The sequence below is a fragment of the Geodermatophilus sp. CPCC 205506 genome (genome assembly GCF_051383635.1).
Taxonomy (GTDB): Bacteria; Actinomycetota; Actinomycetes; order Mycobacteriales; family Geodermatophilaceae; genus Geodermatophilus.
This window is the reverse complement of sequence record NZ_JALPKP010000054.1, coordinates 1-24,241: the sequence shown is the minus strand read 5'-3', so window position 1 is coordinate 24,241 and position 24,241 is coordinate 1. Positions and strand designations below refer to the sequence as shown.

At 75.6% G+C, this 24,241-nt stretch carries 22 protein-coding genes and 1 pseudogene; 7 read left to right on the top strand and 16 right to left on the bottom strand.

Annotated features, from left to right (window positions below):
• The first annotated feature begins 144 nt into the window (after positions 1-144).
• Both MY520_RS23385 and MY520_RS23380 read left to right on the top strand, forming a co-directional pair.
• Entirely contained in the window at positions 145-1,833 is a 1,689-nt protein-coding gene (locus MY520_RS23385; RefSeq protein ID WP_436694998.1) for a fibronectin type III domain-containing protein, read from the top strand.
• Between the two features lie 178 nt (positions 1,834-2,011).
• Positions 2,012-4,039, top strand: coding sequence for a peroxidase family protein (locus MY520_RS23380; protein ID WP_436694996.1), 2,028 nt, complete (start codon positions 2,012-2,014; stop codon positions 4,037-4,039).
• A gap of 25 nt (positions 4,040-4,064) precedes the next feature.
• On the opposite strand, the gene MY520_RS23375 is transcribed toward MY520_RS23380, so the two are convergent.
• Together MY520_RS23375 and MY520_RS23370 are read right to left on the bottom strand one after the other, a co-directional pair.
• Complete coding sequence (locus MY520_RS23375) at positions 4,065-5,003, bottom strand: DMT family transporter (protein ID WP_436694995.1); 939 nt, start codon at positions 5,001-5,003, stop codon at positions 4,065-4,067.
• A 90-nt stretch (positions 5,004-5,093) separates the two neighbouring features.
• Entirely contained in the window at positions 5,094-5,840 is a 747-nt protein-coding gene (locus MY520_RS23370) for an SDR family oxidoreductase (RefSeq protein ID WP_436694994.1), read from the bottom strand.
• A gap of 90 nt (positions 5,841-5,930) precedes the next feature.
• Here MY520_RS23370 and MY520_RS23365 point away from each other — a divergent pair, with 90 nt between their 5' ends.
• Entirely contained in the window at positions 5,931-7,493 is a 1,563-nt protein-coding gene (locus MY520_RS23365) for a helix-turn-helix domain-containing protein (protein WP_436694993.1), read from the top strand.
• A gap of 21 nt (positions 7,494-7,514) precedes the next feature.
• On the opposite strand, the gene MY520_RS23360 is transcribed toward MY520_RS23365, so the two are convergent.
• The 3 genes from MY520_RS23360 to MY520_RS23350 all read right to left on the bottom strand — a co-directional run bounded on the left by MY520_RS23360 (position 7,515) and on the right by MY520_RS23350 (position 10,965).
• Positions 7,515-8,273 (bottom strand): SDR family NAD(P)-dependent oxidoreductase, encoded by a 759-nt coding sequence (locus MY520_RS23360; RefSeq protein WP_436694992.1) that lies wholly within the window; start codon positions 8,271-8,273, stop codon positions 7,515-7,517.
• Between the two features lie 77 nt (positions 8,274-8,350).
• Positions 8,351-9,076 (bottom strand): DUF5995 family protein, encoded by a 726-nt coding sequence (locus MY520_RS23355; RefSeq protein WP_436694991.1) that lies wholly within the window; start codon positions 9,074-9,076, stop codon positions 8,351-8,353.
• Positions 9,077-9,108: 32 nt separating this feature from the next.
• The gene (locus tag MY520_RS23350) at positions 9,109-10,965 is read right to left on the bottom strand and encodes a PucR family transcriptional regulator (protein WP_436694989.1); all 1,857 of its coding nucleotides are present in this window, start codon (positions 10,963-10,965) and stop codon (positions 9,109-9,111) included.
• 362 nt (positions 10,966-11,327) lie between these two features.
• Here MY520_RS23350 and MY520_RS23345 point away from each other — a divergent pair, with 362 nt between their 5' ends.
• Positions 11,328-12,338, top strand: coding sequence for a DUF2877 domain-containing protein (locus MY520_RS23345; RefSeq protein ID WP_436694987.1), 1,011 nt, complete (start codon positions 11,328-11,330; stop codon positions 12,336-12,338).
• Between the two features lie 96 nt (positions 12,339-12,434).
• Here the strand turns inward: MY520_RS23345 and hisG are convergent, their stop codons facing one another.
• The 8 genes from hisG to MY520_RS23305 form a co-directional block, all read right to left on the bottom strand.
• On the bottom strand, positions 12,435-13,301 hold the full coding sequence (gene hisG, locus MY520_RS23340) for an ATP phosphoribosyltransferase (RefSeq protein WP_436694985.1): 867 nt from the start codon (positions 13,299-13,301) through the stop codon (positions 12,435-12,437).
• An 82-nt stretch (positions 13,302-13,383) separates the two neighbouring features.
• A complete protein-coding gene (locus MY520_RS23335; RefSeq protein WP_436694984.1) occupies positions 13,384-13,647 on the bottom strand; it encodes a phosphoribosyl-ATP diphosphatase in 264 nt (87 codons plus the stop codon).
• Positions 13,644-14,168 carry a 6,7-dimethyl-8-ribityllumazine synthase gene (ribH, locus tag MY520_RS23330; RefSeq protein ID WP_436694982.1) on the bottom strand — a complete coding sequence of 175 codons (525 nt, stop codon included), beginning with the start codon at positions 14,166-14,168 and terminating at the stop codon, positions 13,644-13,646. The genes MY520_RS23335 and ribH overlap by 4 nt, the downstream gene beginning before the upstream one ends.
• Positions 14,165-15,475: a bifunctional 3,4-dihydroxy-2-butanone-4-phosphate synthase/GTP cyclohydrolase II gene (locus tag MY520_RS23325; protein ID WP_436694980.1), complete on the bottom strand. Its 1,311-nt coding sequence runs from the start codon at positions 15,473-15,475 to the stop codon at positions 14,165-14,167. Before MY520_RS23325 ends, ribH begins: the two co-directional genes overlap by 4 nt.
• Before the next feature lie 73 nt (positions 15,476-15,548).
• Entirely contained in the window at positions 15,549-16,157 is a 609-nt protein-coding gene (locus MY520_RS23320; protein WP_436694978.1) for a riboflavin synthase, read from the bottom strand.
• Between the two features lies 1 nt (position 16,158).
• Positions 16,159-17,223 (bottom strand): bifunctional diaminohydroxyphosphoribosylaminopyrimidine deaminase/5-amino-6-(5-phosphoribosylamino)uracil reductase RibD, encoded by a 1,065-nt coding sequence (ribD, locus tag MY520_RS23315; protein WP_436694977.1) that lies wholly within the window; start codon positions 17,221-17,223, stop codon positions 16,159-16,161.
• Entirely contained in the window at positions 17,220-17,891 is a 672-nt protein-coding gene (gene rpe, locus MY520_RS23310) for a ribulose-phosphate 3-epimerase (RefSeq protein WP_436694976.1), read from the bottom strand. Before rpe ends, ribD begins: the two co-directional genes overlap by 4 nt.
• 26 nt (positions 17,892-17,917) lie before the next feature.
• Complete coding sequence (locus MY520_RS23305) at positions 17,918-18,631, bottom strand: DUF1775 domain-containing protein (RefSeq protein ID WP_436694975.1); 714 nt, start codon at positions 18,629-18,631, stop codon at positions 17,918-17,920.
• Positions 18,632-18,764: 133 nt separating this feature from the next.
• Here MY520_RS23305 and MY520_RS23300 point away from each other — a divergent pair, with 133 nt between their 5' ends.
• Entirely contained in the window at positions 18,765-20,135 is a 1,371-nt protein-coding gene (locus MY520_RS23300; RefSeq protein WP_436694973.1) for a sensor histidine kinase, read from the top strand.
• Positions 20,132-20,794 (top strand): response regulator, encoded by a 663-nt coding sequence (locus tag MY520_RS23295; RefSeq protein ID WP_436694971.1) that lies wholly within the window; start codon positions 20,132-20,134, stop codon positions 20,792-20,794. The genes MY520_RS23300 and MY520_RS23295 overlap by 4 nt, the downstream gene beginning before the upstream one ends.
• Before the next feature lie 41 nt (positions 20,795-20,835).
• Here MY520_RS23295 and MY520_RS23290 read toward each other — a convergent pair whose 3' ends face one another.
• The 3 genes from MY520_RS23290 to def are packed head-to-tail and all read right to left on the bottom strand — an operon-like array spanning position 20,836 to position 23,662.
• Positions 20,836-22,203, bottom strand: a complete 1,368-nt coding sequence (locus MY520_RS23290; protein ID WP_436694970.1) for an RsmB/NOP family class I SAM-dependent RNA methyltransferase — start codon at positions 22,201-22,203, stop codon at positions 20,836-20,838.
• Positions 22,200-23,180 carry a methionyl-tRNA formyltransferase gene (fmt, locus tag MY520_RS23285; protein WP_436694969.1) on the bottom strand — a complete coding sequence of 327 codons (981 nt, stop codon included), beginning with the start codon at positions 23,178-23,180 and terminating at the stop codon, positions 22,200-22,202. The genes MY520_RS23290 and fmt overlap by 4 nt, the downstream gene beginning before the upstream one ends.
• Positions 23,129-23,662, bottom strand: coding sequence for a peptide deformylase (def, locus tag MY520_RS23280; protein WP_436694967.1), 534 nt, complete (start codon positions 23,660-23,662; stop codon positions 23,129-23,131). Before def ends, fmt begins: the two co-directional genes overlap by 52 nt.
• A gap of 220 nt (positions 23,663-23,882) precedes the next feature.
• On the opposite strand from def, the pseudogene MY520_RS23275 reads away from it, so the two are divergent.
• Positions 23,883-24,241 (top strand): annotated as a pseudogene (locus MY520_RS23275) (hypothetical protein); the annotation flags it as partial.

Here is a 24,241-nt window from a genome sequence, read left to right as displayed (position 1 = left end):
TGCTCGCACACCCTCGGATTGGGGGATCCGGCTCCCCCCCTCGAAGGCTGCCCTCACCTGCGCCGCCTCGACAGGCTTACCGCAACGTCCCGGCGAACGCTCGTGGACGGGGGGCCCGACGCACGACACCTGGAGGGGACGGCCATGAGCCTGACGCAACGACGCCCGAGCACGACCGAGCACGGACGGGGATCGCCACTCGGCCGGCGCGTGGTCGCCGGCCTCGCGGCGCTGGTCGTGCCGGTGAGCATGGCGACGGTGGCGACGGCGGCGACCGAGATCACGGTCAAGAACCCCGGCCAGCTCGTGCAGGCCGGTCCGGTCGACGCCAGTCACGGGTTCCCCACCTGGTACGAGGACAAGAGCGGCGTGCGGCTCGAGCCCTGCCTCGACCACACCAACCCGCTCTGCGGCATCCCGGCCGACGAGGTGCCCAATCCCTCGGCGCCGGTCTCCTTCCCGAACAATTTCCCGGGCGAGTTCTTCTACCAGCTCGTCGAGGCCGAGCTGCCGCTGCGCGGCGGCGGCACCGCCTCGCTCGTCCTGGGTCTCGAGGGCGCCTGGCTCAACGAGGTGGTCAACCCCGGCGAGCAGACCGTCTTCGCCCGGGTCCGGGTGGACGTCGACGACGCCGCCCCGGGCACGACCTTCCGCTTCAAGCACCCCTTCGGTGAGCTGACCGTCGACACCGACGCCACCGGCCGCGGCCGCTTCGTCCAGGACGTCTCGCCGGCGCTGGGCAACTTCGACACCCCGCTGGCCGGCAACCTCGGCCCGTTCCTCAAGTGGCGGCCCGGCGTCCTCCCGGCCCCGCCCGCGGGCTACCTCGGCAACCCGGACGTCCTGCACCAGGTCACCGGCAGCCCCACCGGCTTCAACCGGTTCACCGCCTGGCAGGGCTCCCTCCAGGAGGGCACCACCGACCTGTTCAGCATCTCCGGCAAGGTCGCGGTGAACACCGGCCTCAAGGTCGACCTGGCCGCGGTCAACGGCACCCACCTCGACGTCTTCACCACCAGCAAGGGCAGCGCGCTGGAGGTCGTCGGCCAGGACGGCCGGTTCGCCACCACCCCCATGGAGCACGACCCGGGCTCCGACCGGTTCTACGTCCGCATCCCGCTGCAGAGCGGGGCGACCGCGCCGACCGAGGTGACCGTCCGCAATCTGAGCGACAAGCCGGTCAGCTCGAGCACGTACAAGATCAACGGCGTGTCCGTGAGCCAGGCGACCTACGACGGGACGAACCTCACCGTCGCGGCCTCGGCCGTCGCCCCGGCGTCCTATCCCCTGACCGTGGTCGGGATCGGGACGCTCGACTCGGCCGCGGCGAAGACCTTCGCGATCTCCGCGCCTCCGGCGACGGTGACGGTCAAGGACGCCAGCGGCGCCACCGGGACCATGCGGGTGAGCATCACCGACGGCCCGGCCAGCCCCGGCGGCACCCCGCCGACCGACCCCGGCCCCGACCCCGGTCCGGTGACCGACCCGGGTGGCGGCGGCGGCACGGAGACCCCTGCCACCGTGCCGGGTGCCCCGACGCTGGGCGCCGTGACGGCCGGCAACGCCTCCGCGGTCGTCAACTGGACCGCACCGGCCAGCGACGGCGGCTCGGCTGTCACCGGGTACCGCATCACGGCGGTCCCGGTGGCACCGGCCGACAACCCCGGCGCCGTCCTGCCTCCCACGGTGACCGCGAACGCCGGGGCCACCGCCACCACGGTGACGCTGACCACCCTGGTCAACGGCCAGCGGTACAACGTCCGCGTCCGGGCGATCAACTCGGCCGGCGTCGGCGACGGGTCGCTGGGCAAGGCGGTGACCCCCACCGCCTGACCGCACTCCCGGACCGAGGGCCCGTCACCGGTCGGTGGCGGGCCCTCGGTCTGTGCGGAGCCCCGCAGATTGGGGGGCGGGAGACCCCACGGACGTGACTGCCCAGGTCGGAGCCGACACGACAGGCTCATCCCATCGCGGGCCAGGAGGCCCTCACGAAGCCGGGGGGCGACGAGAGATGCAGCACGACGACACGACCGCGGGGGTGTGCCCGTTCAGCGGCGCGACCGCCGGACCGGCCGGCGGGGTGAGCCGGCGCGGGTTCCTCACCACCGCGCTCACCGCGGCGATGGTGCCCGCCGTCGGCGGGATCGGGGCCACCGCCCTGGCCGCCGAGGAGGTGCCGGCGGACGGGACGACGGCGCCCGCGCCGACCGCACCGGCCGAGACGGCCGCCCACGCGGTGGGCGACCCCCGCGGCGCCCAGATCGCAGCCCAGGCGGGGCGGACCAAGCGCGCCCGGTTCGGCCTCCTGTTCCCGCAGCTGCCGGCGTACGCGCCCGCCGACGGGCTGCTGCGCTGGCTGGCCGAGGACATGAACGACGGCAAGGCGCCGCTCTCCGACGTCAAGGACAGCGACCTCGCGTTCGACAACCCGGGCATCCCGGCCGGCTACATCTACTTCGGCCAGTTCGTCGACCACGACATGACGCTGGACAAGACGCCGCTGACCCAGCGGCTGCAGGACCCGCTGGCGATGGTCAACTACGACAGCCCGCGGTTCGACCTCGGCAGCGTCTACGGCAAGGGCATCAGCGGCAGCCCCGAGCTGTACGACCCCGCCCGCCCGGGCTACCTGAAGGTCAACCCGCACGACGACATCGTCGACCTCCCTCGGGACGAGGTCGGTGCCGCCTACCTCGGCGACCCGCGCAACGACGAGAACCTCATCGTCGCCCAGCTGCACACGGTCTTCATCCGGCTGCACAACAAGCTGATGGACCAGGGCAACTCCTTCGCCCAGGCCCGGAAGCTGTGCCGCTGGCACTTCCAGTGGCTGATCGTCAACGACTACCTGCCGCGCATCGTCGGTCAGGACGTGGTCAACAGCCTCATCAAGCGCGACGGCACGGGGCCGATCAAGTTCGTCGGCACGTTCTACAAGCCGGAGGACACCGCGCGCCCTTACATGCCCGTCGAGTACTCCGGCGCCGCCTACCGCTTCGGCCACAGCATGATCCGGGCCGAGTACGAGGTGCAGGACGGCCACACCGTGCCGATCTTCGGCAAGGACGGCTTCGAGGACCTGCGCGGCAACCGGCCGCACCCGCAGAACCTCTGGATCGACTGGAACTACTTCTTCGACATCCCCGGCCTCGAGCCGCCGGACGACCGCAACATGGCCCGGCTCATCGACACAGACATCTCCCTGCCGCTCTACACGCTGCCGCCGACCGTCGTGGCCCCGACCGACAAGGCGATCGTGGCGCTCGCCGAGCGGAACCTGATCCGCGGCAAGCGGCTGGGCCTGCCCTGCGGCCAGGACGTCGCCACCGCCATGGGCATCACCCCGCTCACCAACGCCCAGCTGGGGCTCAAGCAGCCGGGCTGGGAGGGCAAGGCGCCGCTCTGGTACTACGTCCTCAAGGAGGCCGAGCTCGTCAACAAGGGGGCGAAGCTCGGCCCCGTCGGCGGCCGGCTGGTCGCCGAGGTCATCCTCAACATGATCGCGATGGACCCCGAGTCGTACTTCACCCTCAAGCCCGGCTTCCAGTGGAAGCAGAAGCTCGGCATGGGCGACCTCATCCTCCTGGCCGGCGCGCTGGACCCCCGCTCGCGCATCGTGCAGCCCGAGGACGCGGAGGTCGGCGCCCTGCCGCTCCCGGCCGACGAGCAGATCAACCCGGAGGCGACCACCCCGGTCGACTCCGCCACGCTCCTCGAGGGCGCCGACCAGGCCGGTACGGGCACCCCGACCGCCCCGGGTGCGCCGAGCATCGGCGCGCTGACGCCCGGGAACGCCTCGGCGACGTTGACCTGGCGCCGGCCGGACAGCGACGGCGGCTCCCCCATCACCGGCTACCGGATCTCGGCGGTCCCGGTGACCGGCGGCACCGCCGTCGGGATGAGCGTCGGGGCCACGGCCATCGAGGCCACGGTGACCGGGCTGGTCAACGGGACCGCCTACAACGTGCGGGTCCGGGCGCTCAACGCCGTGGGCATCGGCGAGGGATCGCCGGGCAAGCAGGTCACGCCGTCCGGCTGAGGACCCCGCCTGCCCTCGACACCGGTCAGGCCGCCGCCCCGGCCTCCTGCGGCACCGCCGCGGGACGCCGGGGCCGGCCCCGGCGGCGGGACAGCGCGACGCCGGCCAGGCACACCGCACCCCCGGCGACGGCCAGGGCGGGCGGCACCTCGTCCAGCAGCAGCCAGCCCAGCAGGATCACCAGAGGCGGGACCAGGTAGGTCGTCACCCCGAGCTGCCCGGCGTCCATGCGGGCCAGCGCGTACGCCCAGGTGCTGAACGCCAGCGCGGTCGGGACCACGCCCAGGTAGACCATCCCGGCCACGGACGCCGCCGGTGCCGTGCCCAGCTCGCCCGCGAGCGCCCCGGCCCACGGCAGGCAGCACACCGCACCGGTCGCGCACGCGGTGAAGGTGACCTGCAGCGGCGGGAGCCGGCGCAGCACCGGCTTCTGGGCGACCACCCCGGCCGCGTACGTGACGGCCGCGACCAGGCAGAACGCGACGCCCAGCACGTCGGCGTCCGCACCCCGGGTGGCCAGCCCGATCAGCAGCACGCCGGCGAAGGCGACCGCGATGCCGGCGACCAGCCGGCGCGGGAACCCCTCCCCGAGCAGCAGCCCGGCGAAGACCGCGATGAGGATCGGCCCGATGTTGACCAGCATCGCCGTCGTGCCGGCGTCCAGGTGCTGCTCCGCCGCGTTGAGCGCGACGTTGTAGACGCCGAACCAGCCGATCCCGCAGACCGCGAGCAGCCCCCACTCGCGGCGGGTCGGCGGGACCCAGCGCTGCCGCGAGGCGGCCAGCAGGACGGCGAGGGTCACCGTGCCGACGGCCAGCCGGCCCAGCGCCAGCGCACCCGGCGAGAGGTCGGCGCCCACACCGCGGATGCCGACGAACGCCGAGGCCCAGGCCAGCAGGGTGACCGCGACGGCGGCGAGGACGGGGAGGGCGGTGCGGGGGGACGGCGTCTGGAGGTTCGGCACACCGGGACCCTAGGCAGCGCCACCGACACCGCACCGGCGGGAATCCGACGTCGTCCTCCCCGCTGCGGGATCCGGCAGGAACGCTGCGGTTCAGCCGCGCAGGTGCTCCTGGTAGGTGCGGTGCCCGCGGGCGCCACCGGTGGGCAGCGCGGCGCCGTCCCGGAACGCCGCCGACAGCCGCCCGGGCACCGGGGTGGCCACCACGCGGGCACCGGGCTCGCGGGCCGCCGCCCACGCCCGCGCCATCTCAGCGGCGGTGAGCTCCTCGGGCCCGCTGAACTCCACGACGTCCCCCGACACCGCCCCGGTCGCGACCGTGGCGGTGTACGCGGCCGCCTCCCCGACGTCCACCGGCTGGGCCCGCCAGCCCATCGGCACCGGCAGCAACGGACCCCGGCGGGCCGTGCCCAGCAGCTCGTCGACGAGGTCGTGGAACTGGGTGATCCGCAGCAGGGTGACCGGCAGGCCCGAGCCCAGCAGCACCTGCTCGGCGGCGAACTTGGCGTGGTAGTAGCCGTAGGGGATGCGGTCGACGCCGACGATCGACACGAAGACCAGGTGCCGCAGCCGTTCGCGGTCGACGGCCTGCACCAGCCGCCGGGTGCCGGCGACGTCGGCCTGCCAGTAGTCCCCCCGCGCGTCGCTGGCCGCGTGCACGACGACCTCCGCGCCGGCCAGCGCCGCGGGCAGGTCGCGGCCGGTGGCGAGGTCCCCTCGCACACCGCCCGGGCCGGTGCCCCGGCGCGACATCTGGCGCACCCGGTGTCCCGTCCCCTGCAGCTGGTCGACCACTCTCCGGCCGAGTCGCCCGGTTCCTCCGGTGACGAGAACGTGCATGGCCCCAGTCTGGCCGGACCGGTCCGTCTCTCGCGCGCACCGGCGCGCCGCGGGCCGTGTCATCTCACATGCGAGATAGCGTCTCCTCCCGTGACGGCCATCGACACTCCCCCGACCGATGCGGCGCCCCCGGACACCGCAATGCGGCGGATCGGCCTGCTGGTCCGCGACGCCCGGCGGCACCGCGGGCTCACCCAGCTCCAGCTCGCCGAGCGGCTGGGCACCAGCCAGAGCGCCATCGCGCGGATCGAGCAGGGCGGCCAGAACCTGACCCTCGAGCTGCTGGGCCGGCTCTCCGAGGCCCTCGAGCGCGAGCTGTTCACCGTCGGCCCCTCCGGGCCCACCCACCTGCGGGTCACCGGCGGCACGCCGCTGCGCGGCAGCGTCGCGGTCAAGTCGTCCAAGAACGCCGCGGTCGCCCTGCTGTGCGCGGCCCTGCTGAACCGCGGCCGGACGACGCTGCGCAACGTGGCCCGCATCGTCGAGGTCGAGCGGATCCTCGACGTGCTGCGCTCCATCGGTGTCGCGGCGACCTGGGACGTGACCGGCCGCGACCTCACCCTCGTCGTCCCCGACGAGCTGGACCTGGCCGGCATCGACGCCGACGCCGCCCGCCGGACCCGCAGCATCATCATGTTCCTCGGCCCGCTGCTGCACCGGGCCCGGCAGTTCGACCTGCCCTACGCCGGCGGCTGCGACCTGGGCACCCGCACGGTCGAGCCGCACATGATCGCGCTGCGCCCCTTCGGCCTGGAGGTCGAGGCGCGGGCCGGCGAGTACCACGCGACGGTCACCGAGCCGACCAGCGCCGGCCGCACGATCGTGCTGACCGAGCGGGGCGACACCGTCACCGAGAACGCGCTGCTGGCCGCCGCCCGCGCCGACGGGACGACGACGATCCGCAACGCCAGCTCCAACTACATGGTCCAGGACCTCTGCCTGTACCTGCAGCTGCTCGGCGTCGGCATCGAGGGCCTGGGCTCCACGACGCTGACCGTCCACGGGCGGCCGGAGCTCGACGCCGACGTCGACTACACCATCAGCGAGGACCCGGTCGAGGCGATGAGCCTGCTGACCGCGGGCATCGTCACCGGCTCGGAGCTCACCGTCCGCCGGGCGCCGATCGAGTTCCTGGAGATCGAGCTGGCCGTCCTCACCGAGATGGGCCTGCGCTACTCGCTGTCGCCGGAGTACCGGGCCGACAACGGGCACACCCGGCTGGCCGACGTGACCCTCCACCCGTCGGAGCTCAAGGCGCCGATCGACAAGATCCACCCGATGCCGTTCCCGGGCCTCAACATCGACAACCTGCCGTTCTTCGCCGTCATCGCGGCCGCCGCCACCGGCGCGACGCTGATCCACGACTGGGTCTACGACAACCGGGCGATCCACCTCTCCGACCTGACCCGGCTCGGCGCCGACGTCCGGCTGCTGGACCCGCACCGGGTGCTGATCACCGGGCCGACCCGGTGGTCCAGCGCCGAGGTGGTCTGCCCGCCGGCGCTGCGCCCGGCGGTCTGCATCCTCCTGGCCATGCTCGCGGCCAAGGGGACGTCGGTGCTGCGCAACGTCGACATCATCGCCCGCGGCTACGAGCAGCTGTACGAGCGCCTGGTGGAGATGGGCGCCCAGATCGAGGTCTTCCGCGACTGAGAAAGGACCCGACCTCGACCTTCACCTCTCCTGGTCGGCGGGGCGGATCAGCACCTCGTTGACCGCGACGTGCGGCGGCTGGGTGACCACGTAGAGGACGGCGCGGGCGATGTCCTCGGGGCGCAGCGCCGTCATCTCCGCGTGCATCCGCTCCGAGGCCGCCTTCGCCTCCGGCTGGGTGATGTGCGAGTTGAGCTCGGTCGTGACGGCGCCCGGCTCCACCAGCGAGACGCGCACGCCGCGGGTGGTCACCTCCTGGCGCAGCGACTCGCTGAAGGCGTTCACCGCCCACTTGCTCGCGTTGTAGACGCCGGCGCCCTTGCGGGCCGTCCGCCCGGCGACGCTGGAGACGTTCACGACGTCGCCGGAGCCCTGCTCGAGCATGCCGTCGATCGCGGCATGGGTCGTGTACATGAGCCCGAGGACGTTGGTGGAGATCATCCGCCGCCAGTCCTCGGGGTCGGCGCCGACGATGGTGCCCAGCAGCATCACGCCGGCGTTGTTGACCAGGACGTCGAGGCCGCCGAGCTCCTCCCGGGTGCGCCGGACGGCGTCGCGGCAGGACGCCTCGTCGGTGACGTCGAGGTCCACCGCCAGCACGCGCCCGCCGCCGTCGCGCAGCTTCCTCGACAGCGCCTCGAGCCGGTCGCGGCGGCGGGCGCCGATCGCCACGGCGGCGCCGGCCTCGGCCAGCGCGACGGCGGTCGCCTCGCCGATGCCCGACGACGCGCCGGTGACCAGCGCGACCTTTCCCGACAGCGGACCGGGAGCCTGGGTCATGCGTTCCTCCTCGCGGGCCGCCGGGTGCGGCCTCGCCCCCAGCCTGGCCGATCCGGCCGGGTCCGGCGCGGAGGGGGTCAGGCCAGGCGGACCCCGAAGCCGCGGACGGCCAGCCGGAGGAGGACCGGGCCGGGCCGCAGCAGGTCGGCCACGCGGTCGGCGGAGACGGCCTCCAGCTCGGCGACCCGCCGGGCGTAGGCGTCCGGCCCGCACCGGCGCGCCGTGTCCAGCCGCCCGGCGTTTGCCCACACCTTGCGCCGCGACTCCCGGAGGAAGACGTGGCTGGCGGTCCGGTTGGCCGGCGCCAGCAGCCGGTCCAGGGCGCTCCGCCGGCCGCCGGCGCGGTGCAGCACGGCGTCCTCCGCGGCGATGCGGGAGGCGAGCACCCCGTCGATGCGCTCGTGGTCGCGCCGGCGGCGCGCCCGGACCGCGGGGTCGTCGAAGTCGGCGGGCGGGATCACCCGGACCAGCGACTGCGGCAGGTCGAAGTTGATGTGCGCGTTCATGCCGAGCAGCACGTGCGCCTCCGGCGCCAGGTCGCGCCGGGCGCCGAAGGCCAGCCGCCACGGCCGCGCCGGGGCGGCCGGGTCCCGGCGGTGCGCGGCGAGGGCGTCGAGGTAGAGCTCGGCGAAGTCGACGTCCCAGTCGGTCACCCAGGCGGGATCCTCGAACCGGCCGGCGTCGATGGCGGCGCCCACGGCGACCGTCGTCCGCAGGTAGGTGCCGAGGAAGAAGCGCGCCGGGTCGCGGGCCGCCTGCAGGGACGCCAGCACCTCCCTCATCCGGGCCACCAGCGCGTCCACACCTCTCCCCACGCGCGCCGCCCTCCCCGGGTTCAGATGAGCGCGTCGAGGCCCTCGTCGGGCGGCAGGGACAGCGCGGCGTCCACCGGGGGCCGGTGCGGCTGGTCGAGGCCCCGCATGCGGGCCGCGTGCAGCGCCAGCAGCAGGTTCAACCGCAGGGTGGGGTCGGAGGTGAAGGGCCCCAGCAGCCGCTCCAGCTTGCCGATCCGGTAACGCATCGTGTTGTAGTGGAAGTGCAGCCGGCGCGCGGACTCCGCGACGTTGAGATTGGTCTCCAGCAGCACCCGGAGCGTCTCCCGGAGGTCGGCCGAGTCGGGGTCGGTGGCGTCGGCGAGGGTCCCGAGCACCTCGTCGACGTAGTTGCGCAGCTCGGTGCTGTCGGGGATGAGGGACAGCAGCCGGAAGACGCCGAGCTGGTCGAAGTGCGTGACCGCCTGCGTGCCGTGGATCTCCTGGCCGACGGCGAGCGCGCGCTGCGCCTGCTGGTGGGCCTCGCCCAGCGCGGAGAGGGACCCGGCCGGCCGGCCGATCCCCGTGCCGAGCACGCGGCCCACGCGGCGCACCCGCGCGTTGACCCGCGAGGTCACCGCCGAGACCAGCGAGCTCAGCTCCTCCGGCGTCCGGCCGTCGAGCGGGAGCACGGTGACGATCTCGGTGGACAGCCCGGCGACCGCCGCGCCGGACACCTCCGCCTCCAGCGCACCCCGCCAGCCGTCGGCCAGCCGGTCGAGGACGTCGAGGGCGCGGGTGGGGTCGGCCTGCGGGTCGGCGGCGGTCTCGGTGGCCGTCACCAGGACGACGACGGGGCCGTCCAGCCGCCAGCCGAACGAGCGGGTCTGGGCCAGCGCCCGCTCGGTGTGCCGCAGCGACCCGGCGACCAGGCGCCGCACGAGGTCGCCCTGGAAGCGCAGCTCCACGGAGTGCACGGCCTGCTGGCGGATCACCGACAGCGCCGAGACGACCGCCGCCCGCTCCAGCACGCCGCCGGCGCCGACGATCATCGGGCCGGTCCGGTGCACGGCGACCAGCCACCCGTGCCGCTGGTCGCCGGCCATGATCGGCGCGACCGCGTACTCCCCCACCCCACCGGGCAGCTCGTGGTGCCCGGGGACCAGCAGGATGCCGTCGGCCGGGGAGAGGTCGGCGTCGGCGAGCACGTCGGCAGGGGTGACGACGGTCTGGTCGGCACGGACGCCGGAGAGCCGGCGGGACGGCGCCATGGTGGCGAGCTCGTCCTCGGCCTCGGCGTCCAGGAGCCACAGCCAGTCGCTGATCTCCTCGACGTCCTCGGCCGGGCCGGCGGAGGTGGCGATCTCGCGGTCGGGGCCCAGCCCCAGGACGGCCGCGCCCTCGAGGAACACGGCCAGCTGCTCGGTCACCTCGGCCAGGCCGCCGCCGCTGAGCGCCACGTCGATGAACTGGTCGTGCATGCGCCACGAGAGCGCCAGCGCCTCGCCCTGCTTCCCGACGACGGCGCCGAGCACCTCGGACACCGCCTCGTCCATCCGGGCGGTCGCCGGCAGGGCGAGCACCGGGAAGGCGCGGCGGTCGGCCTCGGCGAGGACCTCGTCGGGCACCGGGGAGGGCCCCTCGGTGCGCCGGAAGGCCAGGCCCGCGCTGCCCATCGAGTCCAGCCGCTCCACGAGCGCGCGGCAGTTGGCGGCGTCGGCCGGGGGCAGCCGCGCGCCGAGGACCACGAGGACGTCGGGGCCGGCCACGGCCAGCGGCTCGGCGGGGTCGTCGACGACCATGTGCCGCAGCACGCGGGCCAGCCCACCGGCCCCCGCCACGACCTCCGTGCCGGTCAACCCGGGCAGCTGGAGGGCCTCCTCGAGGGTCAGCCCCATGCGCTCCTGCCACGGGCTCCGCTCGCCGCGGTTCCCGACCACGGTCGTCTCCACGGAGGACCACTGGCGACGAATCGACAGTGCGCCGTCACCCTGAGTAGACCTAGTGAGTGAAGTGTCACCCTGGGTCATGACACCCACCCTCCCCGCAAATGATGCACATGGCACTACCACGGCACCCTGTCAGGAGTGCCTGGACCAACGACCCCATTCTTGGCGACTTCCGCCATACAGGGCCATGCGACGCGCCGCTTAGGTTCGAGACCCGGACCACTCCGCCCGCTGGATGGTAGGCCGGACACCGAGCCACGGTGCCGCCAGTCCCTCCGGCCCGGAGCAACGGGCCCGGGCGGGGGGCCTCGAGCCGACGGTGCCTCTCGTTGCATCCAGGTGAAGAGGCCGCCATGCGCACCATCGACGAGACCGCCGGCCAGGGCGGAAGCCGCCCCGGCGCCCCGACGTCCGCCCGCAGCCAGGCCGCACGGGCCGGCGTCCCGACCATCCCTCTCCCCCGCGAACAGGCACAGGCCACCGCCCGCACCGCTCCCCCGGCGCGCCCCGCGACCGCCGTCCCCGCCTCGGCGAGCACGGGAGTCGCCGACCTCCTCCGCGGCCCGGTCCGCCCGGCCCGCGTCCTCATGAGCGTGCCCGCCGCGGTCTACCTGCACGTGCCCACCGAGCGCGGCGGCGAGGTGGTCGGCGTGCTCACCAGCGACGCAGCCCGGCTGCCGCTGGCCTGCGTCCTCTTCCGCCCCAGCAACGGCCGCCCGCTGGTGGCCCTGCCCAGCGACGCGCCCGCCGACGTCGGTGGCGGGCGGATCGTCGTCGGTGACCTCGCGGTCAGCGCCGCCGCCTGGTGGGACCCCCGGCCCCGGCTGCCCAGCCCCCGCCCGGCACTGCTGCCCGAGGGTGTCCGGCAGCTGCGCAACGCCCTGTACGGCGAGGGTGTCCCGCACAGCGCCTTCACCCTGCCCGGTCTCCCGGCCGGCCCCGGCGGTCCCCTGGCCGCGCTGCGCGGCGCGGTCCGGCGGGCCGACCTCGACGCCGCGCTGCGCACGGCCGCCCGGCTGGTCGGTCTCGGTCCCGGCCTCACCCCGGCCGGCGACGACGTGATGGCCGGGACGATGGCCGGCCTCGTGCTGCTGGGGCACCCGGCCGCCGAGCGGTTCGCCGCCGGCGTCTACGCCCTCGCCGCGGGCCGGACCACCGAGCTGTCCCGGGCGCTGCTGCGCCACGCCGCGGCCGGCCGGGTCAGCGGCGAGTACGCCGCGGTGCTGCACGGCCTGGTCGGCGAGCGGCCGCTCGCCCCGGCCATCGCCGGCCTGCTGGCCACCGGTTCGACCAGCGGCCGGGCCATGGCCCTGGGCCTGTGCACCGCGATCGACCTCGTCGACCGGACGACCCGCAACCGCTGAGCGCACCGGAACGAGAGCCCCCGTCCAACCGGACGGGGGCTCTCGTCACTGGGACACGGCACGTGTGGCCGTGGTGCGATCCGGAGGATCGCAGTGTCACAGCCGGCAGGCGTGGATGCTCGTGACGAGGATGGCGCGGGCGCCGAGCTCCCAGAGCTCGTCCATCACCCGGTTCGTGTCGGTCTGCGCGACCATCGCCCGCACCGCCGACCAGCCCTCCGTCTGCAGCGGGCTGACCGTCGGCCCCTCCAGGCCGGGCGTCAGCGCGGTCGCCTTCTCCAGCAGCTCGTTGGGGCAGTCGTAGTCGAGCATCACGTACTGGCGGGCCACGAGGACACCGCGCAGCCGGCGGCGCAGCTGGGCGACCGCCGGGATCTCCTCCGCGCCGGCGCGCCGCACGAGGATCGCCTCGCTGGTCAGCACCGGCTCCCCGATGATGTGCAGCCCCGCGGCGCGCAGCGTGGTCCCGGTCTCCACGACGTCGCAGACGGCGTCGGCGACGCCGAGCCGGCAGGCGGTCTCCACCGCGCCGTCGAGCTTGACGACGCCGGCGTGGATGCCCTGCTCGTCGAGGAAGCGACGCAGCAGCACCGGGTAGGCGGTGGCGATGCGCTTGCCGGCCAGCTGCTCGACGGTCTCGACCGCGGACTCCACCGGGGCGGCGAACCGGAAGGAGGACCGGCCGAAGCCCAGCGGCATGACCTCCACCGCGGCGGCGCCCTCGCCGTCGGCGGGGGCGGTCTCGAGCAGCATGTCGCGGCCGGTGATGCCGACGTCGAGGGTGCCGGCGGCCACGTACACGGCGATGTCGCGCGGGCGCAGGTAGAAGAACTCGGTGTCGCTGTCGGGGTCGTAGACGGCGAGGTCCTTGGTGCTCCGCCGCTGCCGGTAGCCGCTCTCGGCGAGCATCTCGGCCGCGGGCTCGCTCAGGACGCCCTTGTTGGGCACGGCGATGCGCAGCACGGGGCCAACTCCTTCTCGGTCGGCCCTCGGGCAGGGACCCGCGGCGCGCGCAGCGTGTCGTGGGGGGCCCGAGGGTCCTTCTTCAGAGGTGAGCGTAGACGTCGTCCAGCGACAGCCCTCGGGCCAGCATGAGCACCTGGACCCGGTAGAGCAGTTGGCTGATCTCCTCCGCCGTCCGCTGCTCGTCCTCGTGCTCGGCCGCCATCCACGACTCGGCCGCCTCCTCGACGACCTTCTTCCCCGCGGCGTGCACGCCGTCGCGGACCGCCGTCACCGTGCCGGAGCCCGGGTCGCCGGCGGCGACCTTCGCCGACAGCTCGGCGAACAGCGAGTCGAAGGTCTTCACGCGCGACTCCCGTCGGCCGGTCGGATGGTGAAGCCGGTCGGCCGCGAGGGGCCACGGACCTGCCGCAGCGTCAGGGCGGTGGCCAGCGCGGCGACGGCCGCCTCCCAGCCCTTGTCCTCCGCGGACCCGGGCAGCCCGGCGCGGTCGCGCGCCTGCTCCTCGGTGTCGCAGGTCAGCACGCCGTTGCCGACCGGCTTGCCGGCGTCGAGCGCCACCCGCGTGAGCCCGGCGGTGACCGCGTCGCAGACGTACTCGAAGTGCGGGGTGCCGCCGCGGATGACCACACCGAGCGCGACGACGGCGTCGTGCCGCTCGGCCAGCGCCTGCGCGACCACCGGCAGCTCGACGGCCCCCGGCGCCCGCACGACGGTCGGCCCGGCGATCCCGCACGCCTCCGCCGCCGCGACCGCCCGGTCGAGCAGCGAGCCGGTGATCTCGGCGTGCCAGGTGGTCGCGACGATGCCGAGGGTCATCCCCGCGGCGTCGACCGCCTCCACCTCCGGCGCCCCCTGACCACTCACAGCTGCTGCTCCACCTGGTGCAGCGGCACGTCGGTGCCGGGGACGGTGGGGGTGTCCGCGGGGCCGGACTCGGTCTCCGGCTCGATGATGTCGAGCAGGTGGCCCATCCGGTCGCGCTTGGTCCGCAGGTAGGCCAGGTTCTCCGCGGTCACGTGGCTGGGTAGGGGCACCCGGCCGGTGATCTTCAGGCCGTAGCCCTCCAGCCCGGCCCGCTTGGCCGGGTTGTTGGTGAGCAGCCGCATGGTGTGCACCCCGAGGTCGACGAGGATCTGCGCGCCGGTGCCGTAGTCGCGGGCGTCGGCAGGCAGGCCGAGGTCGAGGTTGGCGTCGACGGTGTCCACGCCGGCGTCCTGCAGCTGGTAGGCCTGCAGCTTGTGCAGCAGGCCGATCCCCCGGCCCTCGTGCCCGCGGATGTAGAGGACGACGCCGCGGCCCTCCTGGGCCACCGCGGCCAGCGCGGCCTGCAGCTGCGGGCCGCAGTCGCAGCGCAGCGAGCCGAAGACGTCGCCGGTGAGGCACTCGGAGTGCACGCGGACGAGGACGTCCTCGCCGTCGGAGATGTCGCCGTAGACGAACGCGACGTGCTCGCGCTCGTCGTAGGAGCTGCGGTAGCCCACGGCGGTGAAGGTGCCGGGGGCCAGCGGCACGGTGGCCTCGGCGACCCGCTCGACCAGCTTGTCGAAGCGCTTGCGGTAGGCGATCAGGTCGGCGATCGACACCAGGCTGAGGCCGTGCTCGTCGGCGAAGACCCGCAGCTCCTCGCCGCGCGCCATGCCGGTCGGGTCCTTCTCGCTGACCAGCTCGCACAGCGTGCCCGAGGGCCGCAGGCCGGCCAGCACCGCCAGGTCGACGGCGGCCTCGGTGTGCCCGGGCCGGCGGAGCACCCCGCCGTCCTTGGCGCGCAGCGGCACGATGTGGCCGGGCCGCGCCAGGTCGGCGGAGTTGGTCTCGCGGTCGGCGAGCAGCCGGATGGTGTGCGCCCGGTCGGACGCGGAGATGCCGGTGGTGATGCCCTCGCGGGCGTCGACGGTCACGGTGTAGGCGGTGCCGCGGCGGTCCTGGTTCACCCGGAACATCGGGGGCAGGTCGAGCCGGTCGGCGTCGTGCTCGGTGACCGCCACGCAGATGTAGCCCGACGTGTAGCGCACCATGAACGCCACCAGCTCCGGGGTGGCGAGCTCGGAGGCGAAGATCAGGTCGCCCTCGTTCTCGCGGTCCTCGTCGTCGATGACGACCACCGGGCGGCCGTCCTTGATGGCGGCGATGGCGTCCTCGATCGAGTCGAGTCGCGTCGTGGGCGTCGTCACGCGTCCTCCTCGCTGGCGCTCGTCGGCCACGCGCCGACGCGTGCTGTGCTCATGCGTGAGCTCGCACGCTCGCTCACGGGCGTGCTCCCAACAGGCGTTCCACGTACTTCGCGACCACGTCGACCTCCAGGTTGACCGGGCTGCCCGGAGGAACCGCGCCGAGCGTGGTCTCGCGCAGGGTGGTGGGGATGAGGCTGACCTCGAACCACGGCTCGGGGTCGTCGACGGCGCTGACCGCGCTGATGGTCAGGGAGACGCCGTCCACGGCGACCGAGCCCTTCTCGACGACGTAGCGGGCCAGCTCGCGGGGCAGCGTGATGCGCACGACCTCCCAGTGCTCGCTGGGGGTGCGGCTGTGCACGGTGCCGACGCCGTCCACGTGGCCCTGCACGAGGTGGCCGCCGAGCCGGGTGTGCGGGGTGACGGCGCGCTCGAGGTTGACCGGGTCGCCCGTGCCCAGGGCCCCCAGGCTGCTGCGGCGCAGCGTCTCGGCCATGACGTCGGTGCTCCAGACCTCGCGGTCGACCGCGGTCACGGTGAGGCAGACGCCGTTCACCGCGATCGAGTCGCCGAGCGCGACGCCCTCGAGCGCCTTGTGCGCCCGGATCCGCAGCCGCGCCGCGTCCTCCTGGTCCTCCCGGACGAGCAGGGTGCCGATCTCCTCGACGATCCCGGTGAACACCTCAGCTCCTCCCGTCCGCGGACCCGCCAGCACCACCAGTGTGCCGGTTCGGTCGCATGCGGATCTGCACGTCCCCGCCCAGGCGGGTGACGTCCACGACCGACAGCGTCAGCGCGTCGCCGATCGAGGTGATTCCCAGGTCACCGATCAGCGATGCCCCGGCACCGAGCAGTTTCGGCGCCAGGTGCAGCACCGCCTCGTCGACCAGCCCGTCGCGCAGGAACGCCGCGGCCAGCGTCGGCCCGCCCTCCAGCAGCACCCGCCGCACGCCCCGGCCGAACAGCTCGGCGAGGAGGTCGCGCGGGCTGGCCGCGGCGCTGACCAGCGTCGGCGCGGCGTCGTCCAGGACCCGGGCGGTGCGTGGCAGCCGGCCGCGGCGGTCGAGGACCACCCGCAGCGGCCGGCGGTCGGCGTCCGGGCCCCCGGTGTCGCGGACGGTGAGCTGGGGGTCGTCGGCCAGCGCGGTGCCCGAGCCGACGACGACCGCGTCGCAGGTGGCCCGCAGCCGGTGGACGGCGGCGCGGGCGGCGGGGCCGGTGATCCAGCGGCTGCTGCCGTCGGCGGCGGCGACCCGGCCGTCGAGCGTGCCGGCGACCTTCCACACCACGTGCGGCCGCTGGGCCCGGGCGCCGGTGAGCCACGCGGCGAGGGCGCCGTCCTCGGCCTCGGCCTGCTCGACGCCCGAGACGACGTCGACGCCGGCGTCGCGCAGCCGCTGGGCGCCGCCCCCTGCCAGCTCGGTCGGCTCGGGCACCGCGACGACCACCCGCGCGATGCCGGCGGCGATCAGCGCGTCGGCGCACGGGCCGGTGCGGCCGGTGTGCGCGCACGGCTCGAGGGTGACGACGACGGTGCCGCCGCGGGCGCGGTCGCCGGCCTGGGTCAACGCGCGGACCTCGGCGTGCGGGCCACCGGGCGGCGCGGTGGCCCCCTCCCCCACGGGTGTGCCGTCGACGGCCAGGACCACTGCTCCGACCGGCGGGTTGGGGCTGGTGCTGCCGAGCACGCCGGCGCCGAGCTCGCGCGCGCGGGCCATGGCGGTGAGCTCGGCCGGGCTGACGGTCACCCCGGCATCGCCGCGGCGGCCTGCGCGCGCAGACCGGCGATGGCGCGGGCGGGGTCCTCGGCGCCGTAGACCGCGGACCCGGCGACGAAGACGTCGGCCCCGGCCGCGGCGGCCTGTTCGATGGTGTCGGCGTTGATGCCGCCGTCCACCTCGAGGAACAGCGTCAGGTGGCCGGCGTCGACCAGCTCCCGGGCCCGGCGGACCTTGGGCAGCGTCTCGGCCATGAACTCCTGTCCCCCGAACCCGGGCTCGACGGTCATGACCAGGAGCGTGTCGAAGTCCGGGAGGACGTCGAGGTACTTCTCCAGCGGGGTGCCCGGCTTGACCGCCAGCCCGGCCAGGGCCCCTGCGGCGCGGAGGTCCCGGGCGACCGCGCGCGGGTCGGTGCAGGCCTCGGCGTGCACGGTGACGTTCCGCGCGCCGGCCTCCGCGTAGCCCGGCGCCCACCGCTCGGGTGCCTCGATCATCAGGTGGCAGTCCAGCGGTACGGGGCTGACCGCCTGGATCGCCCGGACCACCGGCAGGCCGAGGGTGAGGTTGGGGACGAAGTGCGCGTCCATGACGTCGACGTGCAGCCAGTCGGCGTCGGCCACCCGGTGCGCCTCGTCGGCCAGCCGGGCGAAGTCCGCCGACAGCAGGCTGGGCGCGATCATCGGGGTGCGGGACACGTCTGGCGAGTCTAGGCGGGCGGAGATCACCGCCCCGCGCGGGAGCGACGGAACCACAGGCCACCGGCGAGCGCGACCGCCGCGAGGACCGCGAGGCCGGCGATCCAGCCGCCGGCGACCCCGTCGTCGGTGACCTCCGCGCCCGGTGTGGTGGCCGGGGCGGCCTCGGTCGTCGGCGCGGGCGCCTCCGACGTCGTGGCCTGGGCCGGGCTCGCGGTGCTGGCCGGGGCCGGGGCGCCCGGTGCCACGGTGAGCACCGGCGCGGGCTGCTCCGGCTCGGGGGCGCCGGGGGCGGCCTGCTCGATCCAGGCGTCCTCGCCGCCGTCGGCATAGCGCTGCACGGTGGGGAACGCCAGCTCGGTCACCCCGGCCGGCAGCGCGGCGACGGTGACGGCGTACTCGGCGTCCGAGCCCGGCGGCAGCGGCGGCCCGCCGACCTCGAAGCCGTCGGGGGTGGGCGTGAGCACCCAGCCGGCCGGGCCGGAGGCCAGCGTGACCTGGGGAGGCGCGATGCCAGGGGGGAGCTGGGTGCGCATCGCGGCGATGCCGGCCGCCGACTCCGACTCGGCCGTGAACGTCACGGTCACCGGTCCGGTGCCGGCCGTGGCGCCGGGCGCGCTCACCTCGACGTGCGCGGACGCCGTGCCGGTGCCGGCGCCGAGGACGACGGCGGCCAGGAGGGCCGTGGTCAGGAGGGCCGTGGTCAGGAGACGGCGCACGGCCGGTCGGGAGCTGCTCACGCCGCTGTAGTCGTCGCGGACGCGGCCCGGGTTCCCGGGCCGGCGCGGGACCTTCGTCCTGACCTCTCCCCGGCGGGGGTCGGACCGCGCCGCGGAGCCCCCGCGGACGGGGGCGCCCCGTTAGCCTGCCGACGTGAGGCATCTCACACCCACTGCTCAGCGCCGGCAGCCCACGGTGACCACCTCGGTGGTCCGGTTCACCGTCGCCGGGGTGGTCGTGACCCTCGCACTGGCGGTCGTGCTGGGCGCGCTCGCCCGCTCCGCCGGACTCGAGCAGGGGATGCGGTCGGCCGAGCGGGTGGCCCGGGTGGTCGCGCACGGCGTCGTCGTCCCGCTGCTCGGCCCGGCGCTCGTCGACGCGGACGAGGCCGCCCGCGCCCGGCTGCGCACCGACGTCGCGGCCGTGGCCGCCTCCAGCCCGGTGACCGGCCTCAGCGTCCTCGCCGACGACGGTGAGGTGCTGTGGTCCGACGACCGTTCGCTGGTCGGGCAGCAGGTGGACCTGCCGGCCGAGGCCCGCGAGGCCCTCGCCGAGGGGTCGGTGGTCTCGGCCGTCGTCGACGGGGACCGGCCGGGGACCTCCGACGGGACGCTGCTGGAGGTCTACGTCGGCGTGCGCGACTCGTCAGGTCGGCCGCTCCTGGTCGACGTCCACCAGGACCACGCCGCGGTGATGGACGAGGCCTCGGCGGCCTGGTGGACGTTCGCCCCGCCGTCGCTGGCCGCCCTGCTGCTGCTGCAGCTGGTCCAGGTGCCCTTCGCCTGGCGCCTGGCCCGCCAGGTCCGGGAGCACCAGGAGTCGGAGGCCGCGGCGCTGCAGTGGGCGGTGGACGCCTCCGAGGCCGAGCGGCGCCGCATCGCCGGCGAGGTGCACGACGGCGTGGTGCAGGACCTGACCGGGATCACCTTCGAGCTCGACGCCGCCCGGCGGAGCCGGACCGGCGGCGAGGACGACCCGGAGCTGGTCACCCGGACCGCCGACCGGCTGCGGCAGAGCGTCGCCGAGCTGCGCACGCTGCTGGTCGACCTCAACCCGCCGCGGTTGCCGGACGCCGGGCTGGGCCCCGCGCTCGACGTCCTCGCCGACGGACTGCGCCGGTCCGGGGCCCGGGTCGACCTCGACGTCCGGGACGCCGACCGGCTGCCCCGCCCGGTCGCCGCGCTGCTCTACCGGTGCGCCCTCGAGGCGCTGCGCAACGTCTCGGCACACAGCGGCGCGGGGCACGTCGAGATCACGGTCCGGCACGCCGGCCGGTACGCGACGCTGGTGGTCGACGACGACGGCCGCGGCTTCGACGAGGCGCTGCTGGCCGCCCGGGGCGCACACGGCCACGTGGGCCTGCAGTCGCTGGGCGACCGGCTCGCCGCCGTCGGTGGCACGCTGACCGCGGCCAGCGCGCCCGGCGACGGAACGCGGCTGCTGGTGCGGGTGCCGCTCGATCTGGCCGGGTCGAGCGCGCCGCTGACTGCTGCCGTCGCCGAGGGAACAGGGGGCTCCCGATGATCCGCGTGCTGGTGGTCGACGACCACGCCGTCGTCCGGACCGGTCTGGTCCACCTGCTCGACACCACCGACGACCTGGAGTGCGTCGGAGGCGCACCCGACGGCGACCGCGCGCTGGAACTGGTCGCCGAGTGCAGCCCCGACGTGGTGCTGCTCGACCTGTCGATGCCCGGCACCGACGGCGTCGCGGTGATCGAGGCGCTGCGGACGATGGCCGAGCCGCCGCGGATCCTCGTGCTCACCTCGTTCAGCGACGCCGCGCTGGTCCTCGACGCGGTGTCCGCCGGCGCGGACGGGTACCTGCTCAAGCAGAGCGAGGCGGAGGAGATCCTCGACGGGGTGCGCACCGTCGCCTCGGGCGGCGCGCCGGTCGACCCGGCCGTGGCCCGGTCGCTGCTGCGCGACATGCGGGACCGCCGGCCCGCCCCCGCGCCGGTGCTCACCGACCGGGAGGCCGAGGTCCTCGACCTGCTGCGGCTCGGGTACCCGAACAAGACGATCGCCCGCCGGCTGCGGATCAGCGAGCGCACCGTCAAGGTGCACGTCACGCACATCTTCCAGCGCCTGGGCGTGGCCGACCGCACGCAGGCGGCCCTGTGGGCCGAACGGCACACCCGGCGGGCGGAGGACGAGGCCTCGCGCGACCAGCCGGGGCGCTGACCGGCCTGACGACCGCCGGCCGGGACCGGGTCGCCGACCCGTCAGCGGGTGCGGCGCAGCAGGGCCATGAACATCGCGTCGGTGCCGTGCCGGTGCGGCCACAGCTGCCCGTACGCACCGCGGGCCATCCCCGGCACCTCCGGGAACAGCGGCGCGACCGGCAGCACGTCGACGTCGTCCCGGGCGGCCGCGGCGTCGGCCACGGCGACGGTCTCGGCGGCGTGCGGGGAGCAGGTCACGTAGGCCACGACGCCGCCGGGCCGCACCGATCCCAGCGCGCCGTCCAGCAGCGCCGTCTGCAGCTCGACCAGCGGCGGCACGTCCGCCGGCGTCCGGCGCCACCGCACCTCCGGCCGGCGGCGCAGCGCGCCCAGCCCGGTGCAGGGCGCGTCGAGCAGCACCCGGTCGAAGGAGCCGGGTGCCCACGGCGGCTGCCGGCCGTCGGCGACCAGCACCTCGACGTCCTCGGCACCGGCCAGCGCGCGGCGGACCAGCTCGGCACGGTGCGGAGCCCGGTCGGCCGCGGTCAGCCGGACGCCGTCGGGTCGCACCGCCGCCAGCAACCCGGCCTTGCCGCCGGGACCGGCGCACACGTCGAGCCAGGCCGCGTCGGGCCCGTCGAGCGGCGCGCGGCCGAGCAGGAGGGCCGCCAGCTGACTGCCCTCGTCCTGCACCGCCGCGGCGCCGGATGCCACCGCCGGCACCCGGCCGGGATCGCCCCCGCCCAGCCGGACGGCGTACGGCGACCACGGCCCGGGCGTCCCGCCGGACTCCGCGACCAGCTCCTCCCGGGCCAGCCGGCGGGCGACCAGGTGCACCTCGGGCGCGGCGTCGTCGGCCAGCAGGGCCGCCTCGAGCTCGGTGTCGTCGCCGAGCGCCTCCCGCCAGGCCCGCACGATCCACCGGGGGTGGTCGGTGGCCAGGGCCAGCCGCTGCTCGTCGTCGCCGGCCAGCCGGTCCAGCCATGCCGCGCGGTCGCCCACGGCGGCGACCTTGCGCAGCACCGCGTTGACCAGGCCCGACGCGCCCGCGCCGACGATCGCGCGGGTCAGGTCGACGGTCGTGTCGACCGCCGCGTGCGCGGGCACCCGCAGGTCGAGCAGCTGGTGGGCGCCCAGCCGCAGCAGGTCGAGCACGCGCGGGTCGAGCTCGCCGAGCGGCCGGTCGACCAGCCCGCCGAGCACCACGTCGAGGGTGCCGGTGGCGCGCAGGGTGCCGTAGGCGAGCTGGGTGGTGAAGGCCGCGTCGCGGGTGTCGAGCCGCCGCTCGCGCAGCAGCTGGGGCAGCAGCAGGTTGGCGTAGGCCTCGCGCGAGGAGACGGCGTCCAGCACGTCGTAGGCGGTGAGGCGGGCGCCGTCGAGCTTCGGGCGCCGTCCTCCGGGCCCGGACCGGCGGGGTGGACGGGTCACTCGACCCCCACCAGCTCCCCGGGCGCGGGGCGGGCGCCGCGGGCCCAGTCGGCGGCCGGCAGCACCCGCTTGCCCGCCGGCTGCACCTCGCCCAGCCGGACGGCGCCGCGGCCGGTGCCGACGAGCACCCCGGTCGGGCCGACCGACAGCTCGCCGGGGACGAGGCCGAGGGAGGTCGGCAGCGGCTCGACCGGGCCCAGCCGGAGCCGGTCCCCGCGCCAGGTGGTCCACGCGCCGGGGGCCGGCGTCACCCCGCGGACCCGCCGGTCGACGACGTTCGCGGGCAGCGACCAGTCGACGCGGGCGTCGGCCGGCTCGAGCCGCGGCGCCAGGCTGACCCCGTCGGAGGGCTGCGGCCGGGGCTCCAGCGTGCCGGCCTCGATGCCGTCGAGGGTGGCCAGCAGCAGCCGGGCGCCGCTGCACGCCAGCCGGCCCAGCACGTCGCCCGCGGTGTCCCGCGCGGCGATCGGCTCGGTGACCACGCCGTAGACCGGCCCGGTGTCCAGGCCTGCCTCGAGCCGGAAGGTGGACGCGCCGGTCACCTCGTCGCCGGCCATGACCGCGTGCTGCACCGGGGCCGCGCCGCGCCAGGCGGGCAGCAGCGAGAAGTGCAGGTTGACCCAGCCGTGCCGGGGCAGGTCGAGGGCCGCCTGCGGCACGAGGGCGCCGTAGGCGACGACCGGCGCGCAGTCGACGGCGAGGTCGGCCAGCCGGGCGAGGAACTCGGGGTCGCGGGGCGATCGGGGCTGCAGCACCGGCACACCGGCGGCGTCGGCCCGCTCGGCGACCGGGGAGCGGCTGACGCGACGTCCGCGGCCGGAGCGGGCGTCGGGACGGGTGAGGACGGCGGCGACCTCGTGCGCGGAGCCGAGGAGGAGGTCCAGCGAGGGGACGGCGACGTCCGGCGTCCCGGCGAAGAGCAGCCTCAGTGGGGGCTCACCTCCACGCGCGGGACCCAGGCACCCATGCCGGCCCACTCCGCCTCGGCGATCGCGGCCAGTGCGGCCGCCCGGGCCTCGGGGTCCAGCCGGTCGACGAACAGCACGCCGTCGAGGTGGTCGACCTCGTGCTGCACCGCGCGGGCCAGCAGGTGCGAGCCCTCCACCCGGACCGGTTCGCCGTGCAGGTCGAACCCGGTGGCGGCGACGTGCGTGTGCCGGCGGCAGTCGTAGGCGAAGCCGGGGATGGACAGGCAGCCCTCGGGGCCCTCCTCGGTCTCCTCCCCCACCGGCGCCACCACCGGGTTGACCAGGTGCCCGAGCTCGCCGTCGACGTGCCAGGTGAACACCCGCAGGCCGACGCCGAGCTGCGGCGCGGCCAGCCCGGCACCGCCCGCCGCGAGCATCGTGTCGGTCAGGTCGGCGACGAGGCGGCGCAGCTCGGCGTCGAAGTCGACGACCGCGGCGGCGGGGGTGCGCAGCACCGGGTCGCCGTACAGCCGGATGGGGGTCACGCTCACCGGTCGATCGTAGGGGGCCGCCCCGTCCGCCCCCTCGGCCCGCCGGAGACCGGCCGGGGATTCGGTCCGTGGTCGGCGTGTCCTTGGGCCCTGCCCACCACGTCGGGTCGCGAGGACGATCGTGGAGCGCCGAACCGTTCCACATGAGCCCGAGGTGATGACCGCCGACCCGTCCCCGCGGAGACACCGCCCCTCTCCGCGGCCGCGCCCAGGCAGGGCGGTGACCGCGTGGGTCTTCTCCTCCGGCGTCGTCGCCGTCCCGCCGGATCTCCGGAACCGCCCGGTGGTGCTGCACCAGGCCGCTCCTGCCGGTCTGCCGCACCGGCGGTGGCCCGAGGCCGTGCTGGTGACCGCGGGCGGGCTCCTCGTCACCGGGGCGTTCCTCCTGGCGGTCGTCGTCGGTGCCTGGGCGGGTCTGTCGCTGGCCGGCGGGGTCGGACCGGGCACGGTCGGGGACATCCCGCTGGCGGTGGCGCTGCCCGACGACCGCGCGACGGCGCCGCCCGACGTCGCCCCCGCCCCCGCACCCGCGCCGGCCGACCCGGTGGACGCCGGCCCGCCGCCGACGGTCGGGGTCCG